We start from the raw sequence: 13,200 nt of genomic DNA, 5'->3' as shown, positions 1-13,200 counted from the left end.
CGATCATCGCCGGCACTTCATTTCCGGGCATCATAGCGCCTGTAGCAGGGCCGTGGCGAAGATCGCCGTAACCCAGGTCCAGAGGATCGACAACGCGATGTGACCGGCAGTCCGGAAGCGGTCCCCTCGCCAGATGCGGGGAGAGAACACGGCGAACTCGAACACCAGGCGGGTCGCCCAGAAGGCCGTCTGCCCCGCCAGCAGCGCGGTCCCCAGCCGGGAGCCAGACAGGAGGTCGGCGGTCAGCAGGAGCGGCGGCAACCCCAGGCACACACAGGTCAGGCCGATGAAGAAGGTGTGGGCGTAGGCGATCTGGCGGGTCAGCAGGCTGGTGGGGGCGAGGTCGGCGGGCCAGCCGATCAGCCGGGGGAGCACCGCGTGGAACGCGCCCATGCCGAGCAGCGCGACGCCGACCAGGCGCAGCTGGGTCTCCAGCTCCAGCAGGCCGCTCACGCCGGGTCCCGAAGGAAGGCGAACGCGGTGACGAACGTGCCGATCCGCCGCTCGGCGGAAGTCCGCAGTCCGGCGCGGCCCGCCACCCGAAGCCACTCCGCGCGCGGGAAGAAGTGAAAGGAGCCGGGGCCGTAGACGGCCGCGTTGGCGGCGTCCCGCAGATGCTCGACCAGGATCAGCGCGCCGCCCGGCCGGAGCGCCCTGGCGCATTCGGCGAACAGGCTCTCCCGGTCACGCGGCCGGCGCAGCTCGTGCGCGGCGAAGACCAGGAACACCGTGTCCTGCGACGCGGACTCCACCGGCAGGCGATCGGGGCGAGCGGCCACTGCCCGCGGCGACGGCGGAACCCGGTCGCGGGCACGCCGGAGCGAGCCCGTGGTGGCGAGGCCCAGGTCCGCCACGGTCTGCCTGCCATGGGCGGAGAGCGGCAGGCTGGCCTCGTCGAGTCCTCCGGAGACCACGAGGTGGTCCCCCGGCCCGTCCGGCAGCAGATCGGGCAGCCAGGTGTAAGCGTGCAGCCCGGACCGGTCGTAGACCCACCAGCTCGCGGCGACGCTGCTGAGCAGCCAGCCCGCCGCGAGCAGCGCGCCCCCGCGCGCCGCTGCTCGCGGGGCGCCCGGCAGCCGGCGTGCTGCGGCGGCCCCCGCCACCGCGCAGGCGGCGCCGGCCGCGTAGAGCGGCCAGTTGTAGACGACGACCTCCCGGGCGCCGGATGGTCCATGGGTCACAGCTCTCCTCCGTCAGGGGTGCGGCGCACGCCGCGATGCCAGCCGTACTCGACATCCGCGACATGGAAGGCGTTGGCGAGGACGGGCGCGCTCCCGGCGAACGGCCCGTGGTCGAAGAAGGTGAGCCCGCCGACCTCGACCGCGACCGGCTCGGGCTCCCAGCGCGTGCGGAAAGCCTTGACCACCACGATCGCGCCGGTCCGCGGCTCGTGCTCGAAGGTGTACGGCAGCGGCCCGGCGAAGCGCCGGGCGTCCCGCGCGCAGGCGAACGGGCTCCCCTCGGGCAGCGGCGCCGGGGCTCCGGCCAGGTCGGCCCGGACCCGCAGGTCCGCGCGGCCGTCGGCGCTGACCACCTCGAACTCCAGGGCGCCGTCCCCGGCCCGGGAGACCATCCGGGCGAGCCGGTAGTGATAGCGGGTGAGCAGGTTCCCGCCCATGACCATCAGGCGGCTGCCCGTGTCGCTCCGCAGGATACGCAGGCCGCGCATGGTCCGGCCGCCGGGCGTGCGGAACCGGGTGAAGATCCGGTAGCCGGTCAGCAGATGGTCGCCGCCGAAGGGAAGGAAGGCGGGCCGCAGCCGGCGGGTGTCCACCAGTCCGACGGCGACGAACCCGTGCTCGACCCCCGACCGGTCCGTGTAGGTGTCCAGCGCCAGCCCGGGCGGCACCAAGGGGGCGAGCACCTCGGGCGGCAGCGCGTAGGTCAGCACGAGCGAGTGCGCGAACCGGGCCCGGATCGGCAGTGGATGGCGCCGCAGCAGTTCTCTCACAGCCAGGTCTCTCACAGCCAGGTATCTCACAGCCCGATCACCCGCACGACGCCCCACAGCATCGACCGTTCGTCGGCGGCCCGGCCCGGCCCGGAGGCGGCCGGCTCACGGAAGCTGCGCAGCACCGCCACCCCGCCCGGACGTACGGCATGCCGGACGGCGGCCCGCAGGCGCCGTGCGAAGGCCGGGCCCGGGCCGTCGAGGACGTTGGACAGGGTCACCGCGTCGTACGTGCCGGGCGCCACGCGTTCGAGATGGCCGGCCACGTCGGCCTCCACCAGCTTCACCGGAGGCCCGGCGGGCTTCGCGGCCGGGAGGATCTCGTGGCCGAGCAGCAGCCGCCACGCCCACGGATTGCGCGCGTTGGGATGGCGGCTCACGCCGCCCGCGATGCGGCGGCGGAGCGCCAGGTCGAACCTGGCCGGAACGACGCCGCGGAAGGCGGGCCGCAGCGCGGCGGCCATCGCACCGGCGGGCCGGAGCGCCGCGCCCATCAGCAGCCGCAGGCCCGGGCCGTCGAGGCTCGTCCGCCACTGCCGGGCCTGCTCAAACGGATCGTCGAGCCGGAGGAACCGCTCCAGCGACGGGCGGCGCCACGCGGGGAGCAGAGCGGCCGCCGCCGCGCGGCCCGTCGCCAGCATCCGCTCGGCCGTGCCGTCCACGGCGGGCGCGCCCCGCTCAAGGCGGCCACGCGCGTATTCGAGCTGGACCGGGTTGACGTCGACCGCCGTGACCTCGTAGCCCGCGCCGGCGAGGGCGGCGGCGGTGTCCCCGGCCGAGGCGACACACAGGACCCGGGCGCCCGGTGGGGGGAAGACGGAGAGCTCGACGCCGGGGTCTTCATACATGCGGCCGAACAGCACGCGCGGGCGCGCGCCGCCTGCCAGGATGCGCCCCTGGGCCCACGGATTGCCGCTCACCGCGCCTCCCGCTGATGGAGGGGTCGCCTCCGCTGGGCCGCGACCATCCAGACGAGCGCGATGAACGCGATGTCCTGGATGACCAGCCGGGCCGGTTCGGGAATGTGGTCCGACCCCCAGAGCAGGCCGCCGAGGTTGACCGTCGCGACCACGGCCGTCTGGACGACCGCGGCCATGTGGGGGCGCCACCCGCTCAGCGCCCACACCCCGATGCCGGCCTCGGCGAGCCCGATCGCGACAAGGAGCGGGGTCACCGCGCCGGCGGGAAGGAACGGGACTCCCGCCACGATCGCGCGCTGGTCCTCCCTGCCGGGAAAGACCTTGCACCACAGGCCTTCGTAGAGCCACAACAACGCGACCGGGGCCGCGGTAAGCCAGGACCGTGCCATCGGAACCCTTCACCGCTCGGTTTAATCACTCGATTAAATCGTATGATGAGCGTTGCCGTGGTTGTCAAGCGAGCTTGTCGTTTTGGCGACATGTCGCGGTTTGGGCAGGCCTGTGGTCGTGACGGGAGCGATGCCCGTCCCCCACTCTCGTGAACGGCATCACCCCTGATCACGAGAGGTCTACAGACCCATGCGCTGGCTCGCGAGTCTTACGGCCGCCACAGTGGCCCTGTCCATGGCCGGATTACCGGCGCTGCCCTCGGCGGCCGAGGCCACACCGGCATCGCCCGGGGCGCTCCATCGGGTCACCCTCATCACCGGTGATGTCGTGACGGTCGAGGGACTCGCCGGAGGGAAGCAGACCGCCACGGTCGAGCCCGGCAAGGGCCGGGAGGGGATCAGGTTCTACTCCCAGGAGGTCGACGGCGAGCTGCGGATCACGCCCGCCGACATGGTCCCCTACCTGGCCAAGAACCTGGTCGACAAGCGCCTGTTCGACGTCGGCGAGCTGATCGAGCAGGGATACGACGACGCGAGCAGCGCGACCCTGCCGCTCCTGTTCGTCTACGACGGCGCTGCGAGGAAGTCCGCCGCCCTGCCAGGTGTCCAGGACGGCACGGCCCTGCCGAGCGTCAACGCGCGGGCGGTCGCCGCGGACAAGGGCAAGCTGTCCGACCTGTGGCGGACCGTGGAGCCCTCGGCCCGCGCGGCCCAGGCCCAGCCGGCGCTCCCCCAGGGGATCAAGAAGATCTGGCTCGACGGGAAGGTCCGGGCCTCACTGGAGCACAGCGTCCCCCAGGTCGGCGCGCCGGAGGCGTGGAAGGCCGGGTTCGACGGGAAGGGCGTCAAGGTCGCCGTCCTGGACACGGGCATTGACCAGAACCATCCCGACCTGGCCGGGAAGATCGCCCAGACGCGCAACTTCACCGAGGACCCCTCCGTCCAGGACGGATTCGGGCACGGCACCCATGTCGCCTCGATCATCGCCGGTCTGGGCACGGCCTCCCAGGGCCTTCGCAAGGGCGTGGCGCCCGGTGCCCAGCTGATGGTCGGCAAGGTGCTGGACGACAGCGGCTCCGGCACCGAGTCCGAGATCATCCAGGGGATGGAGTGGGCCACGGCCTCCGGCGCCGACGTGGTCAACATGAGCCTCGGCGGCGGTCCGACCGACGGGACCGACCCGCTCAGCGTCGCCGTGGACAACCTCACCGACCAGACCGGCGCCCTCTTCGTGATCGCCGCCGGCAATGAGGGCAAGGAGTACAGCGTCGGGACTCCGGGCGCCGCCACCTCCGCCCTGACCGTCGGCGCGGTCGACGGAGCGGACGCCCTGGCCGGCTTCTCCAGCCGCGGTCCCCGGCTCGACGGGGGGCTCAAGCCGGACATCACCGCCCCGGGCGTGGACATCATCGCCGCCCGCGCGGCCGGGACCAGCATCGGCACGCCGGTCGGCGACGCCTACACCACCCTGTCCGGCACGTCCATGGCGACGCCCCACGTGGCGGGCGCGGCGGCGATCCTCAAGCAGGAGCACCCCGGCTGGAAGGCCCGGCAGATCAAGGACATCCTGGTCTCCACCGCCAAGACGGCGGCCGATCAGACCGTCTACCAGCAGGGCGGCGGACGGCTCGACGTGGCCCGTGCCGTACGGCAGGGCGTGACGGCCACCGGGGCGGTCGACCTGGGATACCACGAGGGCGACGACGACCAGCCGGGCGGCGACATCACCTACACCAACGGCACCGGGACCTCGGTGAAGCTCACGCTCACCGCCGGCCTGGCGAACGTCGACGGCGGCCCGTCCCCCGAGGGGGCGATCAGCCTCGGCTCCTCCGAGGTCACCGTGGAGGCCGGCGCGTCGGTCGCCGTCCCGGTCAGGGCCGCCCTGTCCAAGGTGCCGACCGGCCGGTACGGCGGCTACGTCAGCGCCGTCTCCGCGGACGGCACGGTCGCGCTGCACACGACCCTGGCGCTGTTCAAGCGCGGCCGTCTCCACAACGTGCACTTCACCGCCGTGGACCGGAACGGCAAGCCGACCCCGATCCCCGTCATCACGATGTACGGAGCCTCGTCGCTGGACGACGTGTGGGCCTACATCGACCGCGAGCACGCCGACACAGGGATCACCGTCAGGGTGTCTGAAGGCACCTACATGACGCAGGGCGTCTTCGACCCGACCCAGAGCGCTCACCCCGTGGACAGCCTGGTCGTCATGCCCGAGCTCCAGGTGACCGGTGACATGGACGTGGTGCTGGACGCCCGCAAGGCGAACCCGATCACCATCAAGACGCCCCGGCCGGTGGTGCAGGACGGCATCTTCACCTACTTCACCCATCGGACCATCGGCAACCGCAAGATCTCGCAGGGCGTCATGGACTACCCGGTCGTGGAGCAGCTCGCCGTGACCCCGACCCAGCCCGTCAAGGAGGGGAGCTTCGAGTTCGCCTCCCGCTGGCAGCTCGCCGCGCCGAAGGTGTCCGCCAGGCTGGCCGGTTCCGGCGAGCCGGTGACGATGAGCCTGCTCGCCAGGTCGCCCCAGATGGACGGCGTGCGGCGATGGCCGCTCGTCGACGGAGGCGCCGGCACCCCCGAGGAGCTCTCCCGCCTCAAGCTGCGCGGCCGCGCGGTGATCGTCTCGCCTCCCGACCGCGGTTACTGGGAGGACCGGATCGCGGCGGCTGGGGCGGCCGGCGCCGCGGCGGTCATCGTCGTGGGGGAGAAGGACGGCAGCGTCTGGCAGCCGTGGACCCCGGATGGCGACCGCTATCCGCTGCCGACCTTCGCGGTCGCCCATGACCACGCGCGGAAGCTGTACGGCGCGGGCCGGGCCGTACTCGAAGTGTCCGTGAACGTCGTGAGCCCCTACTACTACGACATCATGCAGGTCTCCCCCGGCGAGGTTCCCGAGCACATCGTGCACGAGGTCACCGACCGCAACACGGCCCGCGTCGACACCGCGTACGCGCAGTCCGGCGGGTTCGCCTGGGCCAAGGAGCAGCGGTTCGGCTGGCGGCCCTGGCAGATCTACGGCCTGGGCTTCCAGATGGAGCAGCAGCGGATCGTCCGGACTCCGCTGGAGCGGGCCGAGTACGTCAGCACCGGCGACACGCAGTGGCGGCACATCGTGCAGCACATGTTCACCTGGGACAACATGTTCTCCCTCCGGGGCGGCCTGACCGAGCGGCCGCGGGGCTACAAGCCCGGTGAGGTCGTGCGTGAGACGTGGTTCGGACCGGTCGTACGGCCGGCGATCCCGGCCGCTGTGCCCGCACCCACGCGGTCGGGGGACGCGCTGAGCGTCGTGGTCCCCGAGTTCGCCGACTCCTCCGGGCACTTCGGGTACGCCGGGGGCAGCGACGAGCAGGACACGACGTCGGCCCGGTTCTACCGGAACGGCGAACTGGTCGAGGAGCGGAGCGAGATCCGGGGCGACTTCCCCGCGGTGCCAGAGGAGGCGGAATACCGCCTGGAGCTGTCCACGCGGCGGTCGTCCGAGGAGTGGACGCACGCCACGGCCACCGAGACGGCGTGGACCTTCCGATCGAAGGCCGGACAGGCGGCGCTCGACCTGCCGCAGGTCGACTACGACGTGCCGGCCGACCTCAACGGTCAGGTCTCCCGTGGCCTCGCCAAGCTGAGCTTCGCCGTACGGACCCCCTCCGCCGGCCCGGCGGCCGTGAAGACGTTCGGGGCCGAGGTGTCCTACGACGACGGGAAGACCTGGACGCGCCTGGTCACCGTGCCGACCGGCGGCGGCCGCTACACGACCCTGGTCGCTCACCCGCCGCTCAAGCAGGTGTCGCTGCGGGTCTCGGCCGAGGACGCCGCGGGAGGCAGGATCGAGCAGACCGTCATCCGGGCCTACGGCGTGAAGTAGCCGTCAGAGCCACCGTTCACGGGCGGCGTGCCAGGCGAGTTGCATCCGGGTCTGAGCGCCCGCGGCCTCCATGATGTGGGAGACGCGGCGCTGGACGGTCCGCTGGCTGATCCCCAGCTGGCTGGCGATGGACTTGTCGGGCACGCCCGCCACGAGCAGAGAGAGGAGATAGAGGTCGGGGGAGTCCAGCGGGCAGGGAACGGACTCCACGGAGATCCCGCCGTCGTCGAGGACCCGCAGCGGCGTCGCTCGCTCCCAGTAGTTCTCGAACAGGGCGAGCAACGCGTCCAGCAGGGTGCTGTCCCGGATCAGCGCGGCCGTCGGCTCCGACGGGCCGGCGTCCTGGACCAGGGTCAGCAGGCCGATCTTCCGGTCCACGACGGTCATCCGGACCGGAAGGCTGGGGACGGCTCGCGCCAGCTCTCCGAGCTTGATCCCGAAGGCGACGTTGGCCTGCATGCCGGCCTCTTCGAGCAGCGCGCGTTCGTAGATCACCCGGTAGGTGACTCCGCGGCGCAGCGCGGCCAGCTCCGGCTCCTCGTTCTCGTCCGCCGTCATCACCACAGGGCCGGTCCGGCAGAAGTAGAGCACCTCGTCACGCGCGTTGTCCTGGAGGTGGACGATCTGCTCCCGGATCCCGGCCCGGTCCGGCACCACCTCGACCAGCTCGCGGGCGTCGTTGCGGCGGGCGTTGCCGCGAAACTCCTCCGATAGCTGGTCCACGGCGCGGCGGGCCCAGTCCAGCGCCTGCCGCTGCCGTAGCAGCGACGCGCCCAGGGCGATCTCGGGAGTGACCGGCGCGAATCTCCGCCCTTCCAGGGAGACCTCCCGCACGAGGCCCTTGCGCCGCATGGACCGCAGCGTCTCCTCGACCTGGGCCGGCTGGAGACCCAGATACGCGCTGACATCGGCTACGTCCGCCTCGACCGCGGACACCAGGAACCGATAGGTACGTTCCTCCACGGGACTGAGCCCCGCAACCTCCAGCATTGTCTAATCATGACATCCCAAATACCGCTATTTGGGCATGACGGAACTGGCCGCCCGATAACCGGGTGGAAACCTCTTGCTGACCTTCTCTCTGTACCGTTCCCCGTCCGCACGTGAAACGAAAGAGAAAGGCGCCAATGCCAGTCGGTCGTCCCCCGAAGGCGGACACCAGCGACACCCATGTCGGTCTCCTGCTCGAGTTCCTCACCGAGATCGCCTCTGATCGGCACACCGACGACCCCGTCGCCCTTCTCCGGCTCGTCGCCGCGGTCAAACGGGCCAAGCAGGGCGAGATCAACTTCCTGACCCACCTCGAGGACCTGGAGATCGCGCGGATCCTCAGTGGCGCCCGCCGCACCCGCGAGGTCGACAACAAGCAGATCGCCCGCGTTCTCGGGGTGACGCCCGGCCGCGTGTCGCAGCGCCACAGCGATGCCCGGCGCCGCCTGGCCGACGGCCCGGTCGCGGCGTTCCACGACCTCTTCCAGGAGGAGGAGACCAGGCTCCGGACGGTCGCCGAAGACGCCCAGACGCCGCTGTTCGAACGGGTCCGCGCCGGCTCCGTGGCCGCGGCGCTCAAGAAGGCCGCCCAGCGCCTGCTCGGGTCCATGTCCGTCGCCGCGGACCAGGAAGGCCACCACGGGGCGGAGCCGTCCTGAGCGGCCCCGCCCCGTCGTCAGACCCGGCCCGGTGCGGCTATTCACTCCGAAGGCCCGCACGCTGGCTGACGCTGTTACGGCTCGGGCTGCCCGTCCTCGACGCGGTAGGTGTCGGTCCATGTGGCGCCGCACTGGCAGCCGGTCTTCTCGACCAGGTCGCCCTCTTCGGTTATGGCCAGGCCGTGACTGAGGCGGACGTGAACATGCTGACTCATGGGAATCGGCTTCCGTCGGGAACACAGATACGCGATGCGTTTGACCAGTCGCAGAACGAGTCGCTGCGCTTCCGAGGAGGATACGTGACGACTCACAAAGAACGCGAGCGTAACCGCAGGTCACTCGGCGCCCGGCGCCGCTCCGAGGAGATCGCGGATCCGGCCCGTCGCCCTGGCGAACTCCGGCTCGGCCATGGTCTCGCCGTACTTCCGCTCGGCGGGCAGGGCCACCGGGATGATCTCGGCGACGGTGCCGGGGCGCGGGGTCATGACGATCACCCGGTCGGCGAGGTAGACCGCTTCGGCGATGGAGTGCGTGACCAGCAGCACGGTGGTGCCGGTCTCGCGCCAGATCCGGCGCAACTCGACGTTCATCTGCTCGCGGGTGAGCGCGTCCAGCGCCCCGAAGGGCTCGTCCATCAGCAGCACCGGCGGCTGGTGCAGCAGCGCCCGGCACAGCGCCACCCGCTGCTGCATCCCGCCGGACAGCTCATGCGGATAGGCGTCCTCGAAACCGGTCAGGCCGGTCATGGCCATCAGCTCGTCGGCCCGCTCGCGTGCCCCTTCCTTCGGCATCCGGCGCATCTCCGCCTGGAGCAGGATGTTCCGCCGGGCGGTCCGCCACTCCAGGAGGGCGGCCCGCTGGAAGACGTACCCGATGTCGCGCCGCGGCCCCCGGACGTCCTGTCCGTGCAGCCGGACCCGGCCCGAGGACGGGCTCAGCAGGCCGGACACCAGCTTGAGCAGGGTCGACTTGCCGCATCCGGAGGCGCCCACGATCGCCACGAACTCGCCGGGCTCGACCCGCAGCGAGACCTCCCGCAGGGCCGTGACATCCTGCTTCCTGGTGCGGAAGCGGACCTCGACGTCGTCGATCTCCACGGCAGCGCCGGTCGTGACCTCGGGGTCGTACGGCGGGGCGATGCCGTTGCCCGTCCGCATCCTCATCCCTTCGGGGCGAAGCTGGCGTCCCAGTACGTCGCGGGAGGCTCGGCCTTGGTGATCACGCCCGCCTGGGTGAAGGTGGCGATGGTCTTGGCCCAGTCCGCCTCGGCGTTCGCCCCCGGGGGCCGGCTCTTCGTGGCGTCGGTGTGGAGGAGCTTCAGCGTGGCGCTGAACTGCTCGGTGAGGACCTTCTCCGAGGGAAGCTGCTGGGAGGCGCCGGCCATCGCGCGGACCGCGGCGCCGGGGTCCTTCTCCGCCGCCGTCCAGGATTCGCTGGTGGCCTCGACCATCCGCTTGACCAGGTCCTTCTTGTCCGCGATGGTGCCGGTCGAGGTAAGCAGCCCGTTGCTGTAGAAACTGAGCCCGTAGTCGGCGAAGCGCAGGTAGGAGACCTGCTTTCCGGACTTCTCCTGCATCGTGGGGCCCTGGTCGGTGGCGAAGCCGAGCAGGGCGTCGGTCTTGCCGGAGATGACCGCCGCCATCTTGCCCGCCGGGTCGGTGTTCTGCAGCGTGACATCGCCGGGGCTCAGCCCGTTGGCCTTCAGGAAGGCCGGGAACGTCTTGCTCAGCGCGTCTCCGGCGGTGGAGGCGATCGACTTGCCCTTGAGATCGGCGGGAGACTTGATGTTCTTGTCGTCGAAGAACTGCACCGACGAGGGCGTGGTCTGCAGGAAGACGCCGAGGCTCTTCACCTCCAGCCCCTGGGACACCCCCGCGAGCAGGGCCGGCGTGTCCGCCCAGCCGAAATCGGTCTGCCCGGAGGCGGTCGCCTGGATCGTCTTCTGCGAGCCCTGCCCCGGCCGGATGGTCAGGTCGATGCCGTGCCTGGCGAAGATCCCCTGCTTCTTGCCGTAGTAGAACGGCGCGTGCTCGCCGTACGGGTACCAGTTGAGCGTGAGCGTGACCTTGTCGAGCTCCCGGCCCTGGGCGTCCTTGGTCTTCTCCGTCGCCGGTGAGCCGCAGCCGGCGACCGTGAGCAGGAGCGCCGGCACGAGTCCGGCGACGAGCACGCGCAGTCTCATCGGGGGTCTCATTGGGGGTCTCCTCCTAGAGGGAAGTCGTGGCGATGTCGGTGCGGCGGCGGCTGGCGTGCCAGGGGAGGACGAAGTTCTCGAGCAGCTCGACGAGCGCGAACAGCACCACGCCGAGCAGGGACATGATGAGCAGCCCGGCGAAGAGCACCGGGGTGTCGAGGTTGCCGTTCGCCTGCAGGATCACGTAGCCGAGGCCCTCGTTGGCCCCGACGAACTCGCCGACCACCGCGCCGGTGACGGCCATGGTCGCGGCGACCTTGAGCCCCGAGAACAGGTGGGGCAGGGAGGCCGGGAAGCGGATCTTCCAGAAGGTCTGGCCCGTCCCCGCACCCATCGTGGACGACAGTTGCAGCATCTCGGGGTCGATCGTCTTCAGACCGGTGACCGCGGAGATCACGATGGGGAAGAAGGCCATCAGGACCGCGACGACGATCTTCGGTGACAGGCCGAACCCGAGCCACACCACGAACAGCGGCGCGATGGCGATCTTCGGGATGACCTGGGCGAACAGCAGCAGCGGGTACAGGCTCTTCTCGACCGTGGGGGAGTAGACCATGACGACCGCGGCGAGCACGCCCACCACGATGGCGATCGCGAAACCCAGCACCGTCTCGTACGTCGTGATCCAGGTGTTGTGCGCGAAGTACGCCGACTGGCTGAGGACCGCGTCGAGGGTCCGTGCCGGCGAGGGCACCAGATAGGGCTTGATGAGGCCCGCGGCGGTGACGGCCCACCAGATCACGAAAAGCGCCGCCAGCACGGCGACCGGGCGCCAGGTCCGGGCAGTGGCGGCGGCCAGTCGTTCCGCCGGACCGGGCCGGTTCCGCGCGGTCACGCCGCTCGCCGCCTGCGCCCCTGGCGGCTGGAGTCGGCGGGTCGAGCTTCGCGAAACCATGGCCCCCCTTTGGAAAGCGCTTTCTGGCAGTTACCGTAACCGCGGGTGAGTTCACCAGTCAAGAAACAGGAGAGTGATGCGCGACCGGATCCACGTGACGCTGGAGGACTTCGCAGAAGCGGCCGGCGCGTACGGCGGGCCGCGAGCGGGGTGAGCCTTCAGGCTCTGCGGGCGCGGGCGCGCCGCTTGCCCTCGTGCATCGCCTGCACGCGGGCGACCGGGATCGTGTGGCCCTCCTCGATCAGATCGGCGGGCAGCCGCTGCGGCTCCGGCATGAGCTCCGCCCACGGATCGCCGTCGCCGAGCAGCCGCGCCGCGGTGTGCACGGTGAAGTCGGCCGGCGTGACCCTGTCCAGATCCGCCCAGGCCACGGGGAACGACACCGGCACGCCGGGCCGTACGCGCGGGCTGTAGGCCGCGACCACCGTAGCCCCGCCGGACCGGGTGGAGTCGAGGAACACCTTGCCGCCGCGGTCCTCCCGGATGAACGCCGTGGTGGCGAGGACCGGGTCAAGGCGCTCGGCGCGCGCGGCGACGGCCCGGGTGGCCGCCGCCACGTCGGCCATGGCCGCGTGCGGCTCGATCGGCACGAACACGTGCAGGCCTTTCGCGCCGCTTGTCTTGACCGCCCCCTTCAGGCCCGCGTCGGCCAGGGCCTGGCGGACCAGGAGCGCGGCGCGTACGGCCAGCGGGAACGCGTCCGCGAGCGGCGGATCGAGGTCGAGCACCAGATGGGTCTGGTGCTCCCACTGCCCCGCGCGGACCAGGGTCGGGTGATACTCCACCGCCCGCTGGTTGGCGAACCACAGCAAGGTGCGGCGGTCATCGCACAGGGCGTACGACACCTGCCGCCGCGAGGTCTCCGCCCACAGCGGGACCGTCCTGATCCACGCCGGGGCGTACTTGGGGATGTTCTTCTGCATGAACGGCGCCTGGCCCTGCCGCACCCGGACCACCGACAGCGGCCGATCCCGCAACGCCGGGATGACGCGGTCACGGACGGCGTCCAGGTAGTCGACCAGATCGCGCTTGGTCGCCTCCGCCCCGTCGAACAGCGGCTGGTCGAGATTGGTGAGCTCAACCCCGTCCCGCGCCTCATCGCTGGCCATCAGCCCACCATGCCCATGTCAGAGCACGGGGTCAACTCCCCGGTTGCCGAGTGGCCGGCGCGCCAGCGCCTCCGATGGGCATCGTGCCAGCCCGTCGTACCGTGCGGGCGCAGCCGTTGACTTCACGTCCTTACCTTCCGTTCGGGACCAACGCGAGTGACTCGACCGTAGGACGCGCCGGTAGCGCGTCTCTTGGGTCACATGACTGCGCTGTGC

13 protein-coding genes are annotated in these 13,200 nt (G+C 71.2%); 2 read left to right on the top strand and 11 right to left on the bottom strand.

Annotated features, from left to right (window positions below):
• Window positions 1-30: 30 nt before the first annotated feature.
• From N5079_RS11140 to N5079_RS11120, 5 genes are read right to left on the bottom strand one after another with little or no spacing between them, the layout of a single operon-like run.
• Window positions 31-453: a hypothetical protein gene (locus tag N5079_RS11140; protein WP_261583549.1), complete on the bottom strand. Its 423-nt coding sequence runs from the start codon at window positions 451-453 to the stop codon at window positions 31-33.
• Complete coding sequence (locus tag N5079_RS11135) at window positions 450-1,181, bottom strand: class I SAM-dependent methyltransferase (protein WP_261583548.1); 732 nt, start codon at window positions 1,179-1,181, stop codon at window positions 450-452. Before N5079_RS11135 ends, N5079_RS11140 begins: the two co-directional genes overlap by 4 nt.
• Window positions 1,178-1,951 (bottom strand): DUF2071 domain-containing protein, encoded by a 774-nt coding sequence (locus tag N5079_RS11130; protein WP_261583547.1) that lies wholly within the window; start codon window positions 1,949-1,951, stop codon window positions 1,178-1,180. The genes N5079_RS11135 and N5079_RS11130 overlap by 4 nt, the downstream gene beginning before the upstream one ends.
• A 26-nt stretch (window positions 1,952-1,977) precedes the next feature.
• The gene (locus tag N5079_RS11125) at window positions 1,978-2,871 is read right to left on the bottom strand and encodes a BtaA family protein (protein WP_261583546.1); all 894 of its coding nucleotides are present in this window, start codon (window positions 2,869-2,871) and stop codon (window positions 1,978-1,980) included.
• A complete protein-coding gene (locus tag N5079_RS11120) occupies window positions 2,868-3,260 on the bottom strand; it encodes a DoxX-like family protein (protein WP_261583545.1) in 393 nt (130 codons plus the stop codon). Before N5079_RS11120 ends, N5079_RS11125 begins: the two co-directional genes overlap by 4 nt.
• A gap of 190 nt (window positions 3,261-3,450) precedes the next feature.
• Between N5079_RS11120 and N5079_RS11115 the strand changes: the two genes are divergently transcribed.
• Window positions 3,451-7,137 carry a S8 family peptidase gene (locus N5079_RS11115; protein WP_261583544.1) on the top strand — a complete coding sequence of 1,229 codons (3,687 nt, stop codon included), beginning with the start codon at window positions 3,451-3,453 and terminating at the stop codon, window positions 7,135-7,137.
• Window positions 7,138-7,140: 3 nt separating this feature from the next.
• On the opposite strand, the gene N5079_RS11110 is transcribed toward N5079_RS11115, so the two are convergent.
• A complete protein-coding gene (locus N5079_RS11110) occupies window positions 7,141-8,127 on the bottom strand; it encodes a helix-turn-helix transcriptional regulator (protein WP_261583543.1) in 987 nt (328 codons plus the stop codon).
• Between the two features lie 137 nt (window positions 8,128-8,264).
• On the opposite strand from N5079_RS11110, the gene N5079_RS11105 reads away from it, so the two are divergent.
• Complete coding sequence (locus N5079_RS11105; protein WP_261583542.1) at window positions 8,265-8,786, top strand: hypothetical protein; 522 nt, start codon at window positions 8,265-8,267, stop codon at window positions 8,784-8,786.
• A 74-nt stretch (window positions 8,787-8,860) separates the two neighbouring features.
• Here the strand turns inward: N5079_RS11105 and N5079_RS11100 are convergent, their stop codons facing one another.
• The 5 genes from N5079_RS11100 to N5079_RS11080 form a co-directional block, all read right to left on the bottom strand.
• Window positions 8,861-9,001 carry a hypothetical protein gene (locus N5079_RS11100; RefSeq protein WP_261583541.1) on the bottom strand — a complete coding sequence of 47 codons (141 nt, stop codon included), beginning with the start codon at window positions 8,999-9,001 and terminating at the stop codon, window positions 8,861-8,863.
• 120 nt (window positions 9,002-9,121) lie between these two features.
• Complete coding sequence (locus N5079_RS11095) at window positions 9,122-9,943, bottom strand: ABC transporter ATP-binding protein (RefSeq protein ID WP_261583540.1); 822 nt, start codon at window positions 9,941-9,943, stop codon at window positions 9,122-9,124.
• Between the two features lie 2 nt (window positions 9,944-9,945).
• Window positions 9,946-10,968: an ABC transporter substrate-binding protein gene (locus N5079_RS11090; protein ID WP_261583539.1), complete on the bottom strand. Its 1,023-nt coding sequence runs from the start codon at window positions 10,966-10,968 to the stop codon at window positions 9,946-9,948.
• Between the two features lie 25 nt (window positions 10,969-10,993).
• Window positions 10,994-11,875: an ABC transporter permease gene (locus N5079_RS11085; protein WP_261583538.1), complete on the bottom strand. Its 882-nt coding sequence runs from the start codon at window positions 11,873-11,875 to the stop codon at window positions 10,994-10,996.
• A gap of 158 nt (window positions 11,876-12,033) precedes the next feature.
• Window positions 12,034-12,984: a DNA polymerase domain-containing protein gene (locus tag N5079_RS11080; protein ID WP_261583537.1), complete on the bottom strand. Its 951-nt coding sequence runs from the start codon at window positions 12,982-12,984 to the stop codon at window positions 12,034-12,036.
• Between the last annotated feature and the right edge of the window lie 216 nt (window positions 12,985-13,200).

This window comes from Planotetraspora sp. A-T 1434, assembly GCF_025420585.1.
GTDB lineage: Bacteria > Actinomycetota > Actinomycetes > Streptosporangiales > Streptosporangiaceae > JAOEGB01.
Note: the sequence above shows the minus strand (reverse complement) of the source record. Positions and strands in the feature narration are given on the sequence as shown.